General features: G+C 35.6%; 21 protein-coding genes and 1 pseudogene. 5 read left to right on the top strand and 17 right to left on the bottom strand.

Features of this window, described 5'->3' with window-relative positions:
• Positions 1-29: 29 nt before the first annotated feature.
• From BM157_RS10320 to BM157_RS10300, 5 genes are all read right to left on the bottom strand, one after another.
• The gene (locus BM157_RS10320; protein ID WP_090141004.1) at positions 30-875 is read right to left on the bottom strand and encodes a glycosyltransferase; all 846 of its coding nucleotides are present in this window, start codon (positions 873-875) and stop codon (positions 30-32) included.
• Positions 876-896: 21 nt separating this feature from the next.
• The gene (locus BM157_RS10315; RefSeq protein WP_055174071.1) at positions 897-1,682 is read right to left on the bottom strand and encodes a lysophospholipid acyltransferase family protein; all 786 of its coding nucleotides are present in this window, start codon (positions 1,680-1,682) and stop codon (positions 897-899) included.
• A gap of 269 nt (positions 1,683-1,951) precedes the next feature.
• Positions 1,952-2,896, bottom strand: a complete 945-nt coding sequence (locus BM157_RS10310) for an alpha/beta hydrolase (protein ID WP_090141002.1) — start codon at positions 2,894-2,896, stop codon at positions 1,952-1,954.
• Between the two features lie 116 nt (positions 2,897-3,012).
• Positions 3,013-4,362: a citrate/2-methylcitrate synthase gene (locus tag BM157_RS10305; protein WP_090141011.1), complete on the bottom strand. Its 1,350-nt coding sequence runs from the start codon at positions 4,360-4,362 to the stop codon at positions 3,013-3,015.
• Positions 4,363-4,450: 88 nt separating this feature from the next.
• Positions 4,451-4,879 carry a MarR family winged helix-turn-helix transcriptional regulator gene (locus tag BM157_RS10300; RefSeq protein ID WP_022502569.1) on the bottom strand — a complete coding sequence of 143 codons (429 nt, stop codon included), beginning with the start codon at positions 4,877-4,879 and terminating at the stop codon, positions 4,451-4,453.
• A gap of 271 nt (positions 4,880-5,150) precedes the next feature.
• Here BM157_RS10300 and BM157_RS10295 point away from each other — a divergent pair, with 271 nt between their 5' ends.
• Positions 5,151-5,372, top strand: a complete 222-nt coding sequence (locus tag BM157_RS10295) for a hypothetical protein (RefSeq protein ID WP_055174070.1) — start codon at positions 5,151-5,153, stop codon at positions 5,370-5,372.
• Between the two features lie 222 nt (positions 5,373-5,594).
• Here BM157_RS10295 and BM157_RS10290 read toward each other — a convergent pair whose 3' ends face one another.
• Entirely contained in the window at positions 5,595-6,620 is a 1,026-nt protein-coding gene (locus tag BM157_RS10290) for an aldo/keto reductase (RefSeq protein ID WP_090141000.1), read from the bottom strand.
• Between the two features lie 29 nt (positions 6,621-6,649).
• Positions 6,650-6,865, bottom strand: a complete 216-nt coding sequence (locus BM157_RS10285) for a hypothetical protein (RefSeq protein ID WP_022502567.1) — start codon at positions 6,863-6,865, stop codon at positions 6,650-6,652.
• A 330-nt stretch (positions 6,866-7,195) separates the two neighbouring features.
• On the opposite strand from BM157_RS10285, the gene BM157_RS10280 reads away from it, so the two are divergent.
• The 3 genes from BM157_RS10280 to BM157_RS10270 all read left to right on the top strand — a co-directional run bounded on the left by BM157_RS10280 (position 7,196) and on the right by BM157_RS10270 (position 9,583).
• Entirely contained in the window at positions 7,196-7,876 is a 681-nt protein-coding gene (locus tag BM157_RS10280; protein WP_022502566.1) for a GntR family transcriptional regulator, read from the top strand.
• A gap of 148 nt (positions 7,877-8,024) precedes the next feature.
• Positions 8,025-8,816 (top strand): alpha/beta hydrolase, encoded by a 792-nt coding sequence (locus BM157_RS10275; protein ID WP_318255916.1) that lies wholly within the window; start codon positions 8,025-8,027, stop codon positions 8,814-8,816.
• Positions 8,807-9,583: an alpha/beta hydrolase gene (locus tag BM157_RS10270; RefSeq protein ID WP_318255915.1), complete on the top strand. Its 777-nt coding sequence runs from the start codon at positions 8,807-8,809 to the stop codon at positions 9,581-9,583. The genes BM157_RS10275 and BM157_RS10270 overlap by 10 nt, the downstream gene beginning before the upstream one ends.
• Before the next feature lie 187 nt (positions 9,584-9,770).
• On the opposite strand, the gene BM157_RS10265 is transcribed toward BM157_RS10270, so the two are convergent.
• The 9 genes and pseudogenes from BM157_RS10265 to BM157_RS10225 all read right to left on the bottom strand — a co-directional run bounded on the left by BM157_RS10265 (position 9,771) and on the right by BM157_RS10225 (position 19,791).
• Positions 9,771-11,213, bottom strand: a complete 1,443-nt coding sequence (locus BM157_RS10265; protein WP_090140996.1) for a methyl-accepting chemotaxis protein — start codon at positions 11,211-11,213, stop codon at positions 9,771-9,773.
• A gap of 43 nt (positions 11,214-11,256) precedes the next feature.
• Positions 11,257-12,882, bottom strand: coding sequence for a hypothetical protein (locus BM157_RS10260; protein ID WP_090140995.1), 1,626 nt, complete (start codon positions 12,880-12,882; stop codon positions 11,257-11,259).
• 48 nt (positions 12,883-12,930) lie between these two features.
• Positions 12,931-13,104, bottom strand: a pseudogene (locus BM157_RS10255) (alanine:cation symporter family protein); the annotation flags it as partial.
• 107 nt (positions 13,105-13,211) lie between these two features.
• On the bottom strand, positions 13,212-14,150 hold the full coding sequence (locus BM157_RS10250) for an SPFH domain-containing protein (protein ID WP_090140993.1): 939 nt from the start codon (positions 14,148-14,150) through the stop codon (positions 13,212-13,214).
• 25 nt (positions 14,151-14,175) lie between these two features.
• On the bottom strand, positions 14,176-14,862 hold the full coding sequence (locus tag BM157_RS10245) for a PspA/IM30 family protein (RefSeq protein WP_022502559.1): 687 nt from the start codon (positions 14,860-14,862) through the stop codon (positions 14,176-14,178).
• Positions 14,863-14,995: 133 nt separating this feature from the next.
• The gene (locus BM157_RS10240; protein ID WP_090140991.1) at positions 14,996-15,661 is read right to left on the bottom strand and encodes a DUF1836 domain-containing protein; all 666 of its coding nucleotides are present in this window, start codon (positions 15,659-15,661) and stop codon (positions 14,996-14,998) included.
• Between the two features lie 280 nt (positions 15,662-15,941).
• The gene (locus tag BM157_RS10235; protein WP_022502557.1) at positions 15,942-16,244 is read right to left on the bottom strand and encodes a YerC/YecD family TrpR-related protein; all 303 of its coding nucleotides are present in this window, start codon (positions 16,242-16,244) and stop codon (positions 15,942-15,944) included.
• Positions 16,245-16,333: 89 nt separating this feature from the next.
• Positions 16,334-17,050 carry a phosphatase gene (locus BM157_RS10230; protein WP_055306182.1) on the bottom strand — a complete coding sequence of 239 codons (717 nt, stop codon included), beginning with the start codon at positions 17,048-17,050 and terminating at the stop codon, positions 16,334-16,336.
• A 14-nt stretch (positions 17,051-17,064) separates the two neighbouring features.
• Positions 17,065-19,791, bottom strand: a complete 2,727-nt coding sequence (locus BM157_RS10225; RefSeq protein WP_055306183.1) for an ABC transporter ATP-binding protein/permease — start codon at positions 19,789-19,791, stop codon at positions 17,065-17,067.
• 289 nt (positions 19,792-20,080) lie between these two features.
• Between BM157_RS10225 and BM157_RS10220 the strand changes: the two genes are divergently transcribed.
• Positions 20,081-21,184 (top strand): cell wall hydrolase, encoded by a 1,104-nt coding sequence (locus tag BM157_RS10220; RefSeq protein ID WP_318255914.1) that lies wholly within the window; start codon positions 20,081-20,083, stop codon positions 21,182-21,184.
• A 109-nt stretch (positions 21,185-21,293) separates the two neighbouring features.
• Here the strand turns inward: BM157_RS10220 and BM157_RS10215 are convergent, their stop codons facing one another.
• Positions 21,294-21,971, bottom strand: a complete 678-nt coding sequence (locus tag BM157_RS10215; protein WP_055174061.1) for a potassium channel family protein — start codon at positions 21,969-21,971, stop codon at positions 21,294-21,296.
• Between the last annotated feature and the right edge of the window lie 254 nt (positions 21,972-22,225).

Below are 22,225 nucleotides of genomic sequence, written 5' to 3'. Positions count from 1 at the left end.
TAATCTGTACAAATACTCATAAATAATAATTATATTTCATAGCTGCCAAGCTCTGCCAAAGCATTTTTGTATTTATTAAACAATACCTCGTATTCTTCTCTTGGTATTTTAAGCGCCTCAAATACTTCTTCTGTCTGCCACGGCTTCACTGTTTCTGTCCTGACATAAGGAAAGAACTTAAAATGTGTTGTAAAATGCTGGAATACTGTATCACTGTGAAGTCTTCTCTGGTCGTTATATTTTCTTTCACATATCTTCTTATTAACCGATAACTTGTTAAGTGCCGACTGGTCTGGCATAAACATCTGCTTTGAAGTACACATTTCACGGCATTTCTTTAAAAGCCCCGTCTTCTTTAACTGTACCATATTCATAAGAAGCACTCCCGAGTTAAGATAATCTCTTTTAAAAATGTTCTTTCTAAAAAACCAGCTTCCGTAATAATCAAGAACTCCAGCTATCTCTACATTTTCCATATTCTGATAATAAAATTCTGTAAAATCTTTTCTGCATATTATATCAGTATCAAGATACAACAGCCTGTCTGGAAGCTCTGCTATCTCATCTGCAAATAATCTTAACATACAGCATGGCGTAAATCTTGTCGACATATTGGCAAGAGGCACTTCTTTATTGAATAAACCGGACGTATCAATAAATTTAATACGAAGTCTGTTATCATATTTCTTCGATAATTCTGTATTACAATAGTCAGAAAGTCTGCCATCTATCGGCTCATAATGCTTATCATTAACAGACATATCAAGCGTTAATACATATACATCAAGGTCTTCTTTGGTGTGTTCCAATAATGATATAACCGCTATAAGAAGCCCATTCTGTATATTCTTATCTCCACAAAACAATATATTCATATCTGTAATCCTGCAATGCTATTACATAACATTCTTTCTTTCATATCTTATATATTCATAATCGCTAAGATGACTTCGCGACTTCATAACTTCATATACCCTATCGTGAAGCATCTTCTGGTTATCCTTTATTCCTGCACCTGTGTCTGGATAAAACGGTCCATCAATATACACATTGACCTTTGGTCTTTTTATAATGTTCTTAAGAAAATGTCTATGCGTATATGTTGTCGTCATCACATACACCGGTTTATTAAGCTCCGCTGGAAAACGGAATGACGTCTTCTCAAATGGTCTTATCTGTGTATAATACGGCCAGACGTGTGCCTCAGGATATATAATAACAGGATGACCCTGCTCAATGTGCTTCTTATACGCTTCTGTAAACTTCTTATACTGGCTTATGGAATCCGGAACAGGAAGTGCACCAAGCTCTGGGAGTATCTTACCTATAACGGGTATTCCATAATTGGCCTGGCTTACTATTACATATACTCTCTTTCCTACACACGCAAGTGCTGGTATTACAACATCTCCTACAGGCTGTGTGTGATTGGCATATACAAAATAGCCATCTTTCTTACACTTCTTTAAAAGCTTTCTATTCTTGTAGCTTATATTAAAAAATAACTTACAGCATATGTAACCTATAACTATTGCCAATACATATATAACCATTGAAGCCATTTTAAATAATAAGCTGTTATTTATCCATTCGTAATTAGTCTTTAACTTAAAACTCTGATTGTGGCTTTTAACAACATCATCTGTGTATGAACTATAATATATAGTTCTGTCAGCCTTCATAATATTATCATCTCCAATCACTGTCTGCTTTATAGAATAAGATATAAAGCAAAAAGCTACAATTTGTTGTATTGTACCCCTCTGCAACCTGTTTGTCAACAAAATGTAGAGTTAATACTCCAAAATGTAGCTTTAATATCTTTCAATATAGTTCCAATCATTATATTGTGTTCTCTTATTACTATGTGATATGGCTTTCATTACTATATAATATGATTTTAATACTGTAATGCACTCATTATATTATATACAATTAAACAGCTATTCAATTACACATTTTCTTCAATCCATTTATATAAATCGCTGAATATATCCTCACGGTCTGTTTCACTGTGAAGTTCGTGTCTGTCATCTTCATAAAGATAAAGTTCAACATTATCCACATATTTAGTATACATTTTAAATGCCTTCTTTACACCCTTACCATAATCTCCTACCGGGTCTTCAAGTCCTGATGCAAATAATACAGGAAGCTTATCCGGTGTCTTTGCTATATTCTTCTTATCAATATCATATTTAATAACATTTAAAAATCCTATATACGCATTGGCTGTGAACTTATAAGAACACTTAGGGTCGCTTAGGTACTCATCAACTATCTTAGTATCCTTAGTAAGCCAGTCGTTAGCTGTCCTGTTGTCCTTAATTCTCTTATTATATGCACCGAACATAATCGTATTGAGGAGTTCACTTCTATATCTTTCTCCCCTTACAAGCTTCGCAATATGTGCAAGCTTAAGGCCGCTGTCAACAACTGCCTTAGGCTGGTTGCCTGTTCCTAAGAATATAACTCCGTCAAGCTCATCTCCATATATGCTGGCATATTTTCTTGACATATATGAACCCATACTATGACCGATAAGAACATATGGAAGGTCTGGATAATTCTTCTTCATTATAAGTGTAAGCCTGTGCATATCTTTAATTAAAAAGTCTGCACCATGATTACCCTTGGCAAAATATCCCAGATCTTCATCACTATTAACTGAATCTCCGTGTCCTAAATGATCATTACCTGCAACTACAAAGCCTTTGCCTGTAAAGTATTCTGCCATCTCTTCAAACCTTTCAATATGGTCTATCATTCCGTGTGCAATCTGTATTACACCTACAGGCTTCTTATACACGTCACTGTCCGGATACCATATAACCGCGTGGATATTACATATTCCGCTAGAAGACTTAAACTGTTTATCTTCTCGTTCCTTTGGCATATTTAAAACCTCCTTTTATCTGATATTTTTATTTAATATTGCAATTTCATATACTGACTTATACTATCAATATTATTATCTGCTATTAATAATTACCAAAGTGCTGCTGATAATGATTAATCCCTGTGGCTTCTGTCAACATATTCCCTCTTAGTAACAAGGCTCTTATATGCTGGACGGATAATCTTGTCAGTTGTAACAAGTTCTTCTATTCTGTGTGCACTCCAGCCAACAATTCTTGCTATTGCAAAAAGCGGTGTATAGAGTTCCTTTGGTATATCCAGCATATCGTATACAAATCCACTATAGAAATCAACATTAGGACTTACACCCTTGAATATCTTTCTCTCCTTGGCAATAAGCATTGGTGCAATCCTCTCTATATTATTGTACAATGCCATATCCTCAGCTCTTCCCTTTGCATTAGCAAGCTGCTCAACAAATCCCTTGAACACTCTTTCTCTTGGGTCTGATAACGAATATACAGCATGACCCATACCATATATAAGACCTTTCTTATCAAATGCTTCTTTATTAAGAATTTTATCAAGATAATGCTCTATTTCCTCTTCATCGTGATAATCCTTAATATGTGCCCTTATATCTTCCATCATATTCATAACCATAAGATTAGCACCACCATGCTTTCTTCCCTTAAGTGATGACATAGCTGCTGCAATTGCTGAGTATGTATCTGAACCTGAGGAAGTAACAACTCTTGTTGTAAATGATGAATTATTACCACCACCATGTTCCATATGAAGAAGCAGTGCAATATCAAGTACATGTGTTTCCAGTGGTGTATATTTCATATCTGGTCTTAACATTCTTAAAAAATTCTCAGCAAGTGATAATTCCTTATCTGGTCTGTGGATATACATACTATCATCTCTCTCATAATGATTGTATGCGTGGTAACCATATACAGCAAGCATTGGAAATGTACTTATAAGCTGTATGCTCTGTCTTAATACATTTTCTATGCTAAGATCATCTTTCCTGTCATCGTAAGATGCAAGTGTAAGAATACTTCTTGTCATTGAGTTCATAATATCAGCTGAAGGTGCTTTCATAATTACATCTCTTGTAAAGTTAGTCGGAAGCTCCATACAGTTAGCAATTATATGTCTGAATTCTTCAAGCTGTGTGGCATCTGGCAGTTCACCAAATAATAAAAGATATGCACTTTCCTCAAATATAAATCTCTTATCGCCAGCACCTTTTACAAGTTTAGTTACATCATAACCCCTATATAAAAGTTCTCCATCACAAGGTACTTTCTCTCCGTCTATTACATCAAATGCCCTTACACTTGATATATTAGTAAGTCCTGTAAGAACTCCCTGTCCATTTTCATCTCTAAGACCCTTCTTAACTCCGTAATCTGCATATAAAGCCTTTGGAATGCGGTCATTATCAATGCACATATCAGCCTGTTTCTTTGAATAATCATTAATATTCTCCATAGTTTTGTTCCACCTTTCCATCATATGCCTTCCTTTCCTATCAAACTAACATAAACCTGTGCTACGTCCAGCACATATACAACTTTAGTTACTCAAGTTCACCATTAACATTGTCATTCATCTGTCTTATGACTCTTCTAAATACCTGCAACTCCTCTTCTGAAACCCCCTCCGTAAGTATCTGCCTGCACTGTTCATATGCAACATTAACTTTATCTATGACCTTATAAGAAGCCTCTGTCAGCGTAATTCTCATTACCCTGCGGTCATCTTCGTCTTCTTTCATATTAATAAGCCCCTTTTCTAATAAATGTTCCAACGACTTAGAAATATGCGACTTTGATAAATGTATTCTGTGTATAATCTCTTTAGCTGTGTCGATATTCTCTTTGGTGATGAATTCAAGAATATCCAGTTCAACTGGTCTTAATCCATATTCTTCCATAATAGGTTCAACCCTTTTAGCAAGAAGCTTTCTAAGCTGCAACCCTGATGTAATTAAATCATAGGCATCCATTGTTAACCTTCCTTAAAATATTATGCAGTATTTAGTTCGTTAGGAAACTATTTCAAGTATAAATGCTAAGCTTTAATCTGTCAATAAAATATATCAAAAGAAAATATAAATTTTAAAAATTTTAAAAAAATTTAATAGAAGTATGAACATCTTTTTATATTTGTATGTTATAATCTGTCATATTTTGTCGATATATAATATAAAAGTAACATTTTGAAATAAGGTCCAAGGAGGGATTATTGCAGTAAATGGAGTTATTAGCAATTCAAAAGTGTACCCTGTCCAGACCATCAGTAATCTTAAAGGTATAGGACGCGATAATACAAGTGCTGAACATAAAAGCGGTGAAAAGCCTCATAGCCAGACAATGAATATGAAGATTGCTTTTGAAGCTTACAACAATGCACCTGCTGACTGCTATACTGTTACTTACAATAATAAGAGCCAGTTACAGTCATTTTATTATTGTCCTCACCACGAGTATACTTACTGATAGCGGACATACAAGAAAAGAGGCTGTCATATCAGGCATAATCCATACAATATATCTGTTAGTTATTACTTACAGTTTATATATTATATGAACAATATCTGATATGACAGCCTCTTTCCTTGTTTTTATTTGCTTTACTTTATTTTTATTGATTAAATTCGTTTACTATTTAGTAACACAGCATTTTCTTAAGTTCTTCTCTTTCGTCTTCTTTTACTCTTATTATAATGGCTTTCCTGCCAGCACTTCCTTATAATCCTTATAATTATCCTCCAGCAGCTTAGGTGTATCAAGTCCGTATGGACAATGTGCACTGCACGCTCCACAATGTATACAATCTTCTATCTTCTTCATCTTAGCCTGTACTTCCTTAGTAAGCTGAAGCTCTGATGGTGAACGTCTAAGAAGCAGTGACATTCTTGCACAATTGTTAATCTCTATATGTGCTGGACACGTTGGCATACAATATCCACATCCCCTGCAAAAGTTGCCAGCAAGCTCTTTCTTATCATTTTCAATTACCGCTTTAATCTCTTCATCAAGAACTGGAGGGTTATCTATGTAACTTATGAACTCATCTAATTCTGTTTCCCTCTGGACACCCCATATTGGAAGAACATTATCGTATTGTGCCTGATAAGCATATGCAACCTTGGAATTAGTTATCAGTCCTCCAGAAAGTGCTTTCATTGCTATAAATCCGATATTTTTCTCACGACAGACTTCAACAAGCTTATGTTCTTTATCTGTTGCAAGATAGTTAAATGGAAACTGCAATGTTTCATAAAGTCCTGACTCAAGTGCCTCCATAGCAACATTAAGCCTGTGGTTAGTAATTCCTATATGTCTTATCTTTCCCTGTGCTTTTGCCTCAAGCATAGCTTCATAAAGTCCTGTTCCATCACCCGGCTTTGGACAGAATGATGGATTGTGGAACTGGTAAATATCAATATAATCTGTCTTTAAATTATTAAGGCTTGTTGCAAGGTCCTTCCAGAAATCCTCTGAATTCTGTGCCGCTGTCTTTGTTGCAATGTAAATATTATCTCTTACATCTGACAAAGCTTCACCAATCTTTTCTTCGCTGTCTGTATAAAATCTTGCTGTATCATAAAAATCTATCCCCGCCTCATATGCCTTTCTTAACAAATGGGCAGATGCCTCGCTGCTAATTCTCTGGATTGGCAGTGCGCCAAATCCATTTTTATTAACTGTTATTCCTGTACTTCCTAATGTAACCTTAACCATAATATTCCTCTTTTCTATGTATTATTTTATTATTCCTGCCCAGCCTTAACTAACAGATTGTCCTGTATAATTACTTTATCGCCGACATCTATACCCTTATCATAAAGATACATATCTGCCGCTTCTATATATAGAAGATTTCCCTTCTCATCTATAAGTGTAACCTTATCAATAACCTGCTGTCCATCCATAAGACCCTCACAGCCAAAATCCGGTTCTTCAATATCCTTAACTGTATATATCATCTGTATCCTTCCCTGCTATTTACACTTTTATATATTATATTTATTATGAATATTCAACCTTGAAAGTCTGTTAAAATCCTGCTAATATAATTTAATTATAAATCCAATAGTAGTATTATAGCAATATAAATAACACAATTAAAGACAAAGTATCAACAAAAGCTGTTAGAATTATCGGCAAGGCACCAGATAAGAAATACATATTTGTAACAGGTTTTATACCTAAAAATGCTTAATATCTTGAAATATATATGCTATACTCTATTCATAAATCAACGCGTATATTTAACACGTTTAGATATATCACGATTTAAGAAAGGAATTACATCTATGTTTAAAATTGATGAAAGACTCCCTAAAGAATCTGCTAAAGATTATGTTGTAAGACAACTTGTATATAACATTGTCCACATCAATCTTACACCGGGACAGCAGCTTGACTCTGACGAGATAAGCGAACTTCTTAATGTCAGCAAGAACCCTATACGTGAGGCAGAGCTTGAACTTTCACAGACACGTCTTATTGAAATCAAGCCTAAGATTGGTGCTTATGTATCATTGATTGATGCCAATATTGTCGAGGAAGTAAGGGAATTAAGAAGCGTGCTGGAAGCTGAGCTTGCAGCTCTTGCCTGTACTACTCTTAACAAAGAGCAGATTAATATGCTCTGGGAAAATGTCGCTTTATGGCAGATGTATATGAAACGTAATGACGAAGAAAAGATATTCCAGCTTGATAAAGAATTCCACAAATCATTATATAAAATGTGCAATAAGAATTACTGGTATGAATTAGTGAATAATATCTCACCACATTTTGACAGAACTACTATTCTTAGTTTCAGATGTATATCTGTTGGCCATATTTTATCAGACCATGAGGAACTTGTGGCTGCCATTGAGAACAGGGAGACTGATAAAGCCCGTGAAATATCTAAACGTCACTTAAACAGATATACTGAGAATATTAATTCTATAAAAGATAATTATGCTGAGTACTTTAAAGAATAATTAATGACTGCTACTTATCAGCGTAAAAATATATTTTAACCCTTAAGATTAGTGCCTGTGCACATATGACATAAAATTGTTATCACAAAAAACGTGCACAGCCACAAACTTTATATGTGCAAAAATATGCACAGAAATGGAGATTATTATGGCTCACTTAACTATTAATTACAAATCTTCTGCCCTCAATATGCCTATTATGCTTGATGTCCTTATACCTCAGGGAAGAGGGAATTATAAAGTCCTGTATCTTTTGCATGGTGCAGGCGGTGACCACTCAAGCTGGGTACTTAACACCCGTATTGCAGATTATGTAAATACTACTGATATTGCTGTAGTTATGCCATCTGGCAATAACCGTTTCTATATCAATAATATTCACGGCAAGGACTATTATACTTATGCTGTAAAGGAACTTATAACACAGTGTGAACAGTGGTTTAACATAAGCCGCGACCCTAAAGACCGCTATATTGCCGGTATGTCAATGGGCGGATATGGTGCATTTTATGCAGCACTTAATAATCCTTCTATGTATAACACCGCATTTTCATATTCAGGTCTTCTTAATATACTTGAACGCTACGATAATCCTCAGGGAATTGATATGTTCCCTGTATTCGGAAGCCGTGATGACCTTATCAATAACAAGCTGGATTTATACAGCCTTATTGACGCCTATGCTAAGGAGAACGAAAAGCTTAAGGCTTCTGACACTCAATATAACGATACCAAATTTGTAATAACCTGCGGATTGCAGGACCCAAGAATACATATGAGCTGTGAATTTAATAATGCTCTTTCAGCCGCCGGAATTAACACGTCTTATTACGAAACAGATGGTGGTCACAACTGGGAATACTGGGACAGATGTATTAAAAATACAATTGATTATATATACAATGTAAAAGGTGCAGAATGGAGGTCATTATGTCGGTAATTAATATTAACTTATTCTCTATGATGTTAAGGAGAACTATTGATGTAACTGTCGTTCTTCCTGATAAGATTAACGATGATGAAAAGCTTCCCTGCGTATGGCTTTACCACGGCGGAAGTGGTGACCATACGGAATGGCTCTATCACACTTCTTTGGTGGATACTGTTAACGAACGCCATTTTGCGGCTGTTCTGCCAGAAGTATTTGAATCCTGCTTTGTCAATATGAATATAGGCGACAGGTACGAAAGCTTTGTTGCCAAAGAACTGCCATCTACTATACATAATATGTTTGCGTGTATCTCTGATGACAGAAAATATAATTATGTGTCTGGATTTTCCAACGGAGGCTATGGCTGTTTACATTCAGCCCTCAAATATCCTTCAACTTTCTCAAAGGTTGGTGCTTTTTCTGCTGGTGATAAAGCCGATTCTGTATTTGTTAATGATAACAGTACTAAAGCCAAAAACCGCATATTATTATTCGGTGACAAAGATATCCACAATACAGATTACTGCCTTACATATCTTGCGGATAAGCTTATAACTGATAATAAGAAGGCACTTGCCCCTGATATATATCACGCCTGTGGAAGTCTTGATCCCTGGCTTGACATGAACCATATTGTAAGAGATTATTTCCTTGAACATAATGATTTCTACAATTACACCTATGATGAACTTGAAGGACTTGGACACGAATGGAAATTCTGGGATATCGAATTACAGAAATTCCTTGATTACGCAGGACTTCCTGTAGTTAAATAAATATAATTATATTCATACAACACTGTATATATCCGGCAATAATTTGTAATACATTTATTATAATAATCGACAAGGCGTTTTATAGCTGTCACTTACACAGTACTATAAAACGCCTTTTATTCAACAGGGTTGTCGCAGCCCTATTTATATTAATTCAATACAATTCCCTTATTAAGTTACCCCAATATTATATTTCAAAATGCTTCTGAAGTTTTTCTGATACTTCTGAAATATTCTCAATATCACTAAGAATATTACCAATCGAATTATTCTGTGCAACAATAGTCTGTGATATATCTTCGATTGTTGCTGAATTCTCCTCTGATGTTGCAACCAAAGTCTGCATTTCTTCCTGTATAGTTCCAAAGCTCTGCTTTATATTATCAATAATGCTATACTCTTCTTTGACAATATCACTTGCCTGCTCTGTGGCATTATTAATATTCTTAAAGTATTCAAGAAGTCCATCAATAGTATCAACACTCTCCGCCGCCGCATTGGTACCTTGTGTAATCTCATCATCAACCTGTCTGGTAGTATCAGTAAGCCACTTTAGTATATTCTGTATATTTCCAGCGGACTTTGCACTCTCTTCTGATAATGCACGGATTTCATCCGCAACAACAGCAAAACCTTTTCCGTGTTCACCTGCTCTTGCCGCTTCAATAGACGCATTGAGTGATAACAGATTAGTCTGTGCCGCAATTGAATTAATCTCACCAAGAATGTCTGTAATCTTCTTCATCTGTGTAAGAAGCTCACTTGTAGTCTTATGTGCTGCTCCTACTGTACTCTTAACAGAAGCAATCGTACTCTTAGCTTCTTCAACAGCCTCATTACCTTTTTCTACAGCTTCTTTAACATTGTTAAAGCCATTATCAAGCTGTCCAGCCAGTTCATAATTATTTCCAACTTCCTCTGTTGCCGCATTAACCTTTTCCATAACATTTACTGTTGACTTTGCAGCTTCTTCAACTATCTGCTGCATCTGTCTTGCCGCCTGATTAACATTACTGCTTCCGTCTGCCAGTTCATTAACTGCGATCTTGCTTGTGTTAATCGTAGCACTAAGGTCATCTGCTATGTCATTAGCCAGCTTTGCATTCTGCTGTACAATATAAAGTGCTTCTTCCGTACTTTTTACAACTGAAGCACCTCTCTTAGTTGCAAAATAAAGTATCAACGCAGTTATTCCAAACAATAGAATTCTTGATACAACTCCTGCAACAGTATATTCAATACCTGCTATAGTCTGTGGACTAACAATACCGAATATAACCGAAATAATTGTAAATGGAACTGCAAACGAAATTATTACTTTCTCAATAAAATATGTTGCAGTCATTGCAAGTAATACGAAATTTGCTATGTAAGGTATAGAATTTCCTCCTGATACCCACGAATAGAACAAAGTTCCTATTGCTGGTGGCAGTGCTAATATTAATGCTTTTCTGGAATCTGATATTGGGAGGAAATACCCGATGGTTGAAATAATTCCTGACACAATAACTATCATACTTCCTTTAAGTGCCATTGCTGTCATCCCATATCCGAATACAGATACAAGACTTAATGCCACTACCGAACACCATATGATAATAAGATTCTGTTGGTGTAACTTTTTCATCATAAGATCATCTACCTTTCTTTATCTCTAGGTGCATATTTCACAATCAAAATATCAATACTTTAAATTGTATATAATAATCTTTTCTTTCAGCCTCTGGCATATCAGAAAGGGTGGAATGTCTTCCATCATCATCTATAGTGTTTAATTTCAATATATTTTTAGAGTATATTATCACACTATTTATATCTCCTGAATGGTTATCTACCTCAATTGGCGTATTCCCTTTGATACATACTACTTCTTGAATAATTTTATTATTTTTTCCAACAAACTGAACTTTCACGCCATTGTCATCCGACATTCTGTCAACTTCAACTTGTAATCTGATAATATCCTTATTCTGCGGAAAATATTCTATTATTGCTCTTGCACACGCATCGCGGTCAATAATCTCATATTTATCATCATAATCGGTGAATTTATCCCTGTCTGAATATGGTTTTGGATTATGTTCATAGTTAATATCACACCATAAAGGTTTCATTATTGAATATTTATTATCTTTTGTCAGCTTGCTTATCCATATATCTTCCTTATTACAGCTATAGGTTATCCACACATTTTTATCAAAATTTCCATTATATGAACATATTCCACGCATATATTGTGCACCAAGATTCTTAATATTACCCTGATATTTATAAGGAGGTATCTCTGGAATAAGTGCTTTCATATTATAATATTCCCTGCCGTCGTTACTTTCCATAACTGCTAAAGGCCATCTGTGAGAACCATCCGTTGTTGGATTATAACATATAATATAATTTCCATCAGGTGTCTTTTGTCCCCATACTTTAGCAGTATTAGTTATAAGAGAGGGTATTTTCTCATCTATAAGAACATTCCCCTCTTTATCAAACAGATACCCCTCACCTTTCTTGCAAAGCCCTACTATATTGCCATAGGCATCTTCATAAAGGGAAACAGCCCTGCCGTGTGTCTTATATGATTTATCATACATCTCCTCCTCATACCACTGCTCAAGTATAAGCTTCTTAGTAAGCAGCTCATCACAGGCTTTAACGAATTCTTTATCCGAAGAATGAACATAATATGGAATATCAAGCTGTTCATTACTGCCCTCTGGTGAATAAAATATTGTGTTGTCCCCATTAAATCCACCAGCCTCATTATATTTAATAATATACATATCTGACAATGTGTAATCTTTATACACTTCTCTTACAAGACGTGCTGCACCATAACCATTATTAGGGGCTCTGTGGCTGTCTGGTGAGAAGCCATAAAATGTTGTTGCAATAAGCTTTCCATTGGAAGCCTTATAAAAACACATTCTAAAATGCACTATTGCCGGTGCTTTCTTAGGAAGAAGTTCTTTATCAGGTCCTGTATATCCATCTGTGTCCGCTAACATATATGGAAAAAGTACCTTTTCCTTATCCCATACACAGCCGTCTTTAGATGTTGTATACACGATTTCATCAGGTGCACCGTGCTCATCACGCTTACCGCTTATATATGAAAGCACAAGCCTGTTATTAAAAGCAGTAAGCATAGGTGCGTGGTTATATGTATAATCTCCATCCGTGCGGCAGCTCCTCCTTATCTGATATGTATACACACCAGCCTTATGTTCCAATCCGCCATCTTGTCGTGTCATATCAATCTCAGGCACATCATTACAATTAATTACATGTTTATCATCCATAGTCTTCTCCCTTTCTTAGCACATTTTATTACTTCCCTTAATGTTACCTCACCCATTAAAATACTCTTTTACAAGCTTAATTACAACGACTGACAACAAGAATACGGCAATAAGATTAAGTATAGTCATAAGTCCATTAAATGTCTCTGCTATGCTCCACATATGTCCAAGATTAACAGCCATTCCAACTATTGCAGCATATATATAAAGAAACATAAATGGGTTATATGCAGACTTAAGTCCACATATAACCCATTATATATAACCTTATTGCATAACAATATAATTCTTAATTATGTTATCTGGCATTTTGCTATTTATACTGCTATTTATGATAACTTCGTTCCACAATTAGAGCAGAACTTAGCACCATTCGCAGGTGTCCCACAATTAGGACAGAACTTGTATGTACCCGCTGATTCTAAACTACTATTCATATCAACATTCTTCATCATCTGCTGTCCAATTGCCATACCCATCTGTACGCTCATCATATCACCAGCAATGTTATTGCCACCCTTGCCGATATTATCTGCCATAGCCACCTGGCTGTACTTTCCCATATCTGCTACCATAGACTGTGAAGCTGCCTTATTCTGCATCTTCTGTATCTCTTCTGGATAAGAGAAGCTTGCTATATTAAAATCTGTAATCTCAATTCCAAGCTTGCTCATCTGCATATCAAGGTCGTCTTTAATTCCTGATGAAATATCAAAAGCATTAGCCTGAAGGTTGAACATATCCTTGCCTTCCTTAGTTATCCACTTCATAAGAAGCTGATCTAACACTGCTACAACTCTTTCCTTAACATCATTAACAACATACATCTGCTTAACGCCTGCAACTTTATCAATCAAGCATACATAATCAGTTACCTTAAATGCAAAATTACCAAATGCTCTTATTGGCATACCTCCTGGAAGGTTAGCTGCTGGAATAGCTATAGGATTCTTAGTTCCCCAGTTGACATTAAATTCCTTAGTATTAACAAAGAGAACTTCCGCTCTCATACCACTGTTAAAACCGAATTTAAAGCCTTTAAGTGTTGAAAGAAATGGAATAATCTGTGATTCTATATCGAATTCACCTTCATCCTTAAATATTCCTTCTATCTTGCCATTGTAAAGAAATATTGCATCCTGTCCGGGACGGATTATAAGACGGCTTCCTTTCTTAATCTCTTTATTAGTCCACTTCCAGAATATACAATCGTCCTTGTATTCTTCCCATTCTACAACATTAGATAACTGACTCTTAAATAAACCCATGGTGTCCTCCAATTATCAATTAATTCTATTCAATTCCCATCTGTGCCTTAAGTGCAGCAAGTTCATCATCAACTGCAGTATTAGCTGGCTCAGCATCATACTTAGCTGCAAGATTATCAATATTAGAATCCTCTGCTGATGCATTAAGTTCAGCCATAGCATTAGCTTCATCAAGCATCTTGTTAGCCTTAGCTTCCATCTTATTGAAAGCATCCATACTATTGCTTGCACCCACAACACTTGAACCAACCTTGTTAATTCTTTCCTGTGCCTTAGCTGCCTTTACTGTAGCCTTAATAGCAGTTCTTCTTGCTTCAAGTGAAGATATATCCTTAACAAGCTTATCGTGCATCTGACGCATCTTAGCTGCATTATCTGCTGCCACATTGTAAGCCTGTGTTAAAGCTGCCTGTGTTGTTGCAAGCTGCTGCTTCTTCTCAAGGAATGATCTGGCATCTGATTCATTACCAGCCTTTAATGCTTTCTCTGCATATGCCTGCATCTTGTTAATCTGCTCTGTGCACTCATCAAGTTCTCTCTTAGCTCTTGTCTCCTCAGCCATAACAGATGCTGTCTCAGCCTTAACCTTGCCAAGATCACTTTCAAGATTTCTCATATACTGGTCAATCATCTTCTCTGGATCTTCACACTTATCAAGAAGTGCATTAATATTAGCGCTCATAATGTCCTTAAATCTTGTTAAAATACCCATAAAATCCTCCCATATATCAAATCAATATTATATGATTCCTTATATTTAGAACCAATAAGGTAATTATACTATATAGATAATTAAAAGTCACGTTAATTTATCAATACTTGTCAGAAATCTTTATAAAATATTATCAATTTTTCGTTCTTTTCTTAACTTCCTTCTTGTCTTCTTTGACATTTCCCTTACCAGACGATAATACATCTGCCTTGTTAGTATAATCATCTATGAGGCTTTCTATTATATTTTTCTTCATATATACATCAAAGCTTAAAAGTCCCACAAGGCTGAATAACTGAAGAAAATCCTTATCCTCCTCATTTTCCACATCTAAGAATGCTTCCTTTGCAACCTGCGTTCTTTCAACAACATCTTTAGAAAGGCTTGCTATCTGTGCCTTTTCCATATTGTATATTTCACTATATATATATTCCAGATCTGGAAGTTCTTCTTTATTAAAGAATTTGTCTGTCAATGGATTTAAAAGCTTCTGAATATCGCTTATAGATAGAATATTCTTAAGATAATATATAAAAGTAAGAACATATATATGCTCTTTAGAATATTTTTTCTTTACCGGAGGTGGAAGCAGGTCATTCTTAGTATAATTGTTAATCATAGTCTTAGTAAGAATTTTATCATCCTCATACCTTTTGACATCTGATAAATGTTCATCCATAAATGTTGTGACCTGATCCATATATAAATCTATATTAGGCACATCTCCCGGTTTAATATAATTAAGCTTCGCCAGCCTTTGCAATAAAGAATTAACAAATTCCTGATTATCTTTGTTCATAATACTCCACTCCTAACCAATATTAACTTAGACAGCCACATACTTCCTATGATATATCACAACCCGTCTGTAATTATCTAAATATAAAATATATCAAGTACAAAATGATGTCTCTGTATACAAAAACATCACTTTACATTTTTAATACTTGTATCATATTATATAGTATTAAAAACCATATATCAAGAGGGAGATTATCCATCTTATAGTAATAACTCGTTCTTATAGTAATAACTTATTCCTGGAATCATAATTTATAATAATAATCTTATCAGCATCTTTACTGCTTATCTGATAATATACCAAGTCTTTCAAATACCCTGTCATATCCATCATTGCCATAATTAAGCGAACGGTTGACCCTGCTTATTGTAGCTGTTGAAGCACCTGTCTTTTCCGCTATCTCAAGATATGTCTTCTGTTCTCTTAACATTTTGGCTACCTCAAATCTCTGAGCTAAAGATAAAAGTTCATTAATTGTGCATACATCCTCAAAAAAATCATAGCACTCTTTAACATCATTAAGACTTAATATAGCCTCAAATAATTGCTCAACTTCTTTTGATTTTAACTTATCGTTCATATTAACCCTCAACTTTTGCTAATCTGCATTTATAATATATTGTACAGTTTAACACAGTAAAGTCCTACAGTAAATACATTTTATTAATTTTACTGTCTTTTTCCTATATATGACTCATATAATTCTGTATTACTGTTCACAATCAGCTCCTTCGGGAAACCTACTTCCTCAATCACCTTATAAGCCCTGTCAAAATCACATATTGACTCTTTAATATGGGCATCACTTCCAATAGATATACATACGCCGGCTTCTTTGCAAAGCTTAAGCATTGTAACATCATTATCATATGCTCCCTGTCTTGGTCCTGTAGGTGATAATGATGTATTGTTAAGTTCTAATAAGACGTGCTTTTCCCCCGCTGCCCTTACAAGCTGTTCATAATCAACCGGGTATCTTGAATCATCAGGGTGTCCTATTATATTAACATATGGATTATCCATAGCATTTATTAAAGCTTTAGTATTCTGTTCAATGCTTCCTGGCTTAATACACGGAATGTGAAGGCTTGCTATAACTACATCACAGCCCTTAAGTCCATACTCTGATAAGTCTATTCTGCCGTCATAATCCATAATATTAACTTCACAGCCCATATATATATTAACGCCATATTTCTTTCTTGGAATTATTCCCATATTAGAAAAATATAATACACCTGCACTTCCCGGCATCTTAGGTGCGTGGTCTGTTATTGCAAGATGTGTAACCCCATGTCCTGCAGCATATACTGCCATCTCGTCTATTGTATTATATGCGTGTCCGCTTGCAATTGTATGCGTATGTGTATCTAATGTAAATCTCATATTAATCCTCGTTTCTACTCCGAACGCAATGCAACTACCGGGTCTTTCTTTGCTGCAAGTCGTGCCGGTATAAGTCCTGCAATAAGCGTAAGAAGCATACTTATTATAACAAGAATAACTCCACCTGCAACAGGAAGCTGTGCAACATTGGCAATCGATGTAACATTTTTAATAATTGCATTAGCTGGCACACATAAAATAAGTGTGACAATTATACCAAGTGCACCTGCAACAAAGCCTTCAATAAGTGTCTCTGCGTTAAATATTCTTGAAATATCCTTCTTTGATGCTCCTATACTTCTAAGTATGCCAATCTCCTTAGTTCTTTCAAGAACTGAAATGTAAGTGATAATTCCTATCATTATTGAAGATACGATAAGTGATATTCCAACAAATGCTATTAATACATATGAAATAGCATTAATTATAACTGTTACTGATGACATTATTATTCCTACATAGTCTGTGTAGTTGATAACATTTTCATCCTTGCCATCTTTCTGCTGGCTTGTATTATAATCTGATATTATGTTCTGAATATGCTCCTTAGAGTCAAAATCTGATGGATATATATTAATTCCTGACGGATCGTCCAAATCAGTTATTCCAAGCTTGCTTTTATTAGTTTCCAGTGTCGCATCAGTTGTCTGTGCCTTAACTGACTGCGAGAACATATCAAGTATCTGCTCATCTGTCATAGTCGATAAGAACATTCTTGTCTGTGCCTGCTCATCTGATGGAAGACTCTCAAGATATGCCTGCACATCATCCATTGTTATAGGTGTATCTTTATTATTATCAAATGGAACACCTGTGAATATATCTGTATCCTCATCTGCAAGCTGTGCCTTAGCTATAGCACTGTCATTAACACCATTGATAATATATTCTGTAAGTTCCTTTGTATAACCAATTCCACGGCTTAAAGATGTACTTACTGCTTCTTCTGAAGGTTTAATAATTCCTGCAATCTTTATATCTGTTCCGTTGTTGACAACATTTTTCATAAATATATCATTATCAGACTTATCTTCCCAGATTTCCTTACTTTCATTATACGAATATACATCAGTTGGAAGTATAAGCTTAAATGTTGTATTTAATATCTCGTCAAATGTGTAAGTTGTTTCATCATTATCAAGAGTATAGTTCTTTCCTGACATCATAGCCTTAATCATCTCTGTAATCTCGTCAGGGTCTTTAAGTCCTATTGAATACAAAGTATAATCATCAATTTCATTGTTCTCATTAACAACAAGCACAACCTCGTTATAGCTTTCCGGCCAGTGTCCGGCAAGTACAGTATACTGCGACTCAAGTATCTCTTTATTATCAAATAACTGTGACCATACGCTTGAATTAGAGTACATGCTCATTCCACTCATACTGCTCTGTGAAGAACCGCCATACATCGCATCAAACATTGTATTAGGGTTAAGCTGTGTTACCTTATCAGATGTATCTGACTTATATATATTAACTGGAATATCATAAGTATATTCTATGGCACTCGCATAATCCTTTATATCGCTTCCACCATTCTCTATATAATGCTTGAATTCCTTAAGGTTGTTGCTCTGAACCTCTGCAACCATAGTATTCATCATATCAGACATTATATTGTTGCTATATATTTTATCCATATCCTCGTGTGTTTCACCACTGCCGCCATTATCTGTCATACTTGAAACCATACTACTTATATCTACAGTTTCTGACTGTAACTGGATTGGATAACTTGATAATGTATCCCTCTGCACCCTGTCAATATATAACTGGATACCATTTGATATTGATAAAATGAGTGCTATACCGATAATTCCTATGCTTCCTGCAAAGGCTGTAAGAATTGTTCTTGTCTTTTTCGTCATCAGATTGTTAAAACTTAAAGATAATGCTGTAAAAAATGACATTGAGGTCTTTGGCTTTTTCTTTCTTTGAGTCTTTGAGACAGATATACTTGTTCCCTGACCTGACACGCCTGAATTATATGCTGAACCATTGGCTGTTGCTGTGCCTGACTTATCTGTTCCCTCTGCTATGTCTTTTTTAAGCTGTTCCTCTGTATATGGATCTGAGTCATCAACAATAGTTCCGTCAAGAAGCCTTACAATTCTTGTTGAATATTTCATAGCAAGTTCCGGGTTATGCGTAACCATAATTATAAGCCTGTCTTTGGAAATCTCCTTAAGAAGCTCCATAATCTGTACACTTGTCTCTGTATCAAGTGCACCTGTCGGTTCATCTGCAAGAAGAATATCAGGATTATTGACAAGTGCTCTCGCTATGGCTACTCTCTGCATTTGTCCACCTGACATCTGGTTAGGCTTCTTATGAATCTGTTCACCAAGTCCTACCTTCTCAAGTGCCTCAACTGCTCTTTTCCTTCTCTCTGCCTTTGATACACCTGATAATGTAAGTGCAAGCTCTACATTAGAAAGAACTGTCTGGTGTGGTATAAGATTATAGCTCTGGAATACAAAACCAATTGAATTATTCCTGTACGCATCCCAATCCCTGTCCTTATAATCTTTAGTAGACACACCATTAATTCTTAAATCACCACTTGTATACTTATCAAGTCCTCCGATAATATTAAGCATAGTTGTCTTACCACAGCCCGACTGACCGAGTATTGATACAAATTCGCAGTCCCTGAACCTTAAGTTAATGCCCTTTAAAGCTGCAACCTTTGTATCACCGGTTTCATAATCTTTCTTAATATTAATTAATTCAAGCATATAATTCCTCTTTCTTTCTATAATTTAGTATACCACGATAAAACTCTCATCATCTCATTACCATTAATTTGATATGCTAATTAATAATAACACCCGTTGTGGCTGCTTGCAATTTATGTGGACACATTTTATACTATATTAAGATTTTGGTGTTATAGCTAAAAAATATTAATAATACGATATCAGGTATAAAATGTCTGACAGTTGTTCTTGCCTGCACGATAAGACTTTTGACTTTCAGCCACTCCTGACATCAAATTTATAGAATCAGAAAGGATATAACTTGCAGTTGAAACATTTTAATGCAGTAACTAAATACATAGCGTTGGCACTCATTGTCTGCCTGACTTTCATATCCGTTACATCACCTGTATATTCACTTGCTGATACCAAGACAGAATATGATGATAATAACAAAGAACTTGAACGCTTAAGAAATGAGCAGTCGCAGCTCTCAAGTGAACTTAACGACCTTAATTCAGAGCTTGATAATGCTGGTGAAAAGCTGAACTCTATTAATGACAGAATTGCTGATACACAGGAACAGATTGACAGCCTTAATGAAAACATAAGCAATATGGAGATTGAGAAACAACACCAGTTCGATACTATGAAGCTTCGTATACAATATATGTACGAGAACAGCGACTATAGTTTTCTTGATGTATTGCTTTCTTCTTCAAGTATGGCTGATTTATTGCAAAGAAACGAATATGTTTCGCGCATTTCCCAATATGACCGCAAAATGCTTGAAGAATTAAGTTCTCTTATTGCTGTGCTTAACCAGAACCAGCTAAGTCTACAGACTAATATGACAGAACTTGTGTCTTTAAAAGAGCAGTCAATAGCTGAGTCTAATAATATTAAAAGGCTCATAGCTTCAAAGCAGTCAAAAATAGATACTAACTCTGAAAATATTGCCAAAGCTGAAGCCCTTGCATTAGAATACGAGGAACGTATCCGTCAGGAAGAAATCCAAAGACAGCTTGAAGAAATCAAAAAAATGACCCCATCAGTTGATGAAGTCATTAATAATACACCTATAGCATATGATACAAGCGACCTTGCAATGGTATCCGCTATGATAGAATGTGAAGCTGCCAACCAGCCTTATGAGGGCAAGCTTGCCGTTGGAAGCGTTATCGTAAATCGTGTAAACAGTCCTAAATTTGGCAACACAATCCAATCCGTACTCTACGCCCCTTCCCAGTTCAGCCCTGTCGCAAGTGGACGTTTCGCAATTGTCCTTGCCAGAGGTGCTAACGCTGAATGTACCAGAGCCGCTAATGAGGTTCTTAATGGTCATATAACAATCGCCGCTCTGTACTTTCACGTCTACGACAGCACTGTCGATAAAGGCGGCACAATAATAGGCGACCATGTCTTCTATTAGCTAACCATCTCCTGCCAAAAAGGCACCCCTGTAAGGTGTCAGGTTGGATTAAATCAACATAAGCTTGTCTTTGTTGCTTATGTTGATTTAATGTAATTGTCTGTCCTATCTAGCCTATCCACTCACCAAACTTATTAAGCCCTTCCGAACTCCCCGAAAGATACAATATATCCCCATTTCTAAACACATACTCTGGATTTACAACCTGCATAACTTCCCCATTATTCTCAATTGCAATTATATTAACATTAAATTTCTTACGCATATTAATATCCACAACTGTTTTGCCCTCAAGCCTGTCAGGAAGCATAACCTTAGATATATTAATTTTCTCACTAAGCTGAATGACATCTATAACCTGCGAAGCTATAAGACGGTTAGCAAGTCTTTCTGCCATATCCTTCTCAGGATATACAACTTCTGCCCCAAGCTTAGCCAATATTTCTCCGTGTTCAAGACCTCTTGCTTTCGCTATAACCTTTTTTATTCCCATACTGACAAGATTAAGCGTTGTAAGAATTGACGTATCAATATGTTCACCTATACACACAACTGCAACATCACAATTCTGTATTCCTGTTGCGCTAAGGCTTTTCTTGTCAAGTGTCTGCACGACATAGGCATTTTCCGTATAATCGCGCATTTCTCTTACCTTTTCCTCATCTTTGTCTATAACCATAAATTCAGCACCGCTGTTAGCAAGCGATAATGCAAGCGACTCGCCAAATCTTCCTAAACCTATAATTCCATAAGTAGTATTTTTATTTGATATTCTAGTTTTAAACATAATTACCTCCGAATTCACGTATTATTGTTGGGTGTGTATTGATGATTGGGTGTTGGCTAACGGACGTTGTGAGTGCGGACTATATTACCGCTGGGCACGCTTTCGCTACTTGAAACCGCAGCGGACACCAAGCCAGCACATCAATACTCTCTCCACATACATTCACACACCATATTTTATATATATATCATAATGCACAAACAATAACATATATCATATCTTTTATATAATAAGTTATAAGCCCTAACATATAT

Source organism: [Lactobacillus] rogosae (genome assembly GCA_900112995.1).
Taxonomy (GTDB): domain Bacteria; phylum Bacillota; class Clostridia; order Lachnospirales; family Lachnospiraceae; genus Lachnospira; species Lachnospira rogosae.
This window is presented reverse-complemented; position numbering and strand designations above follow the sequence as displayed.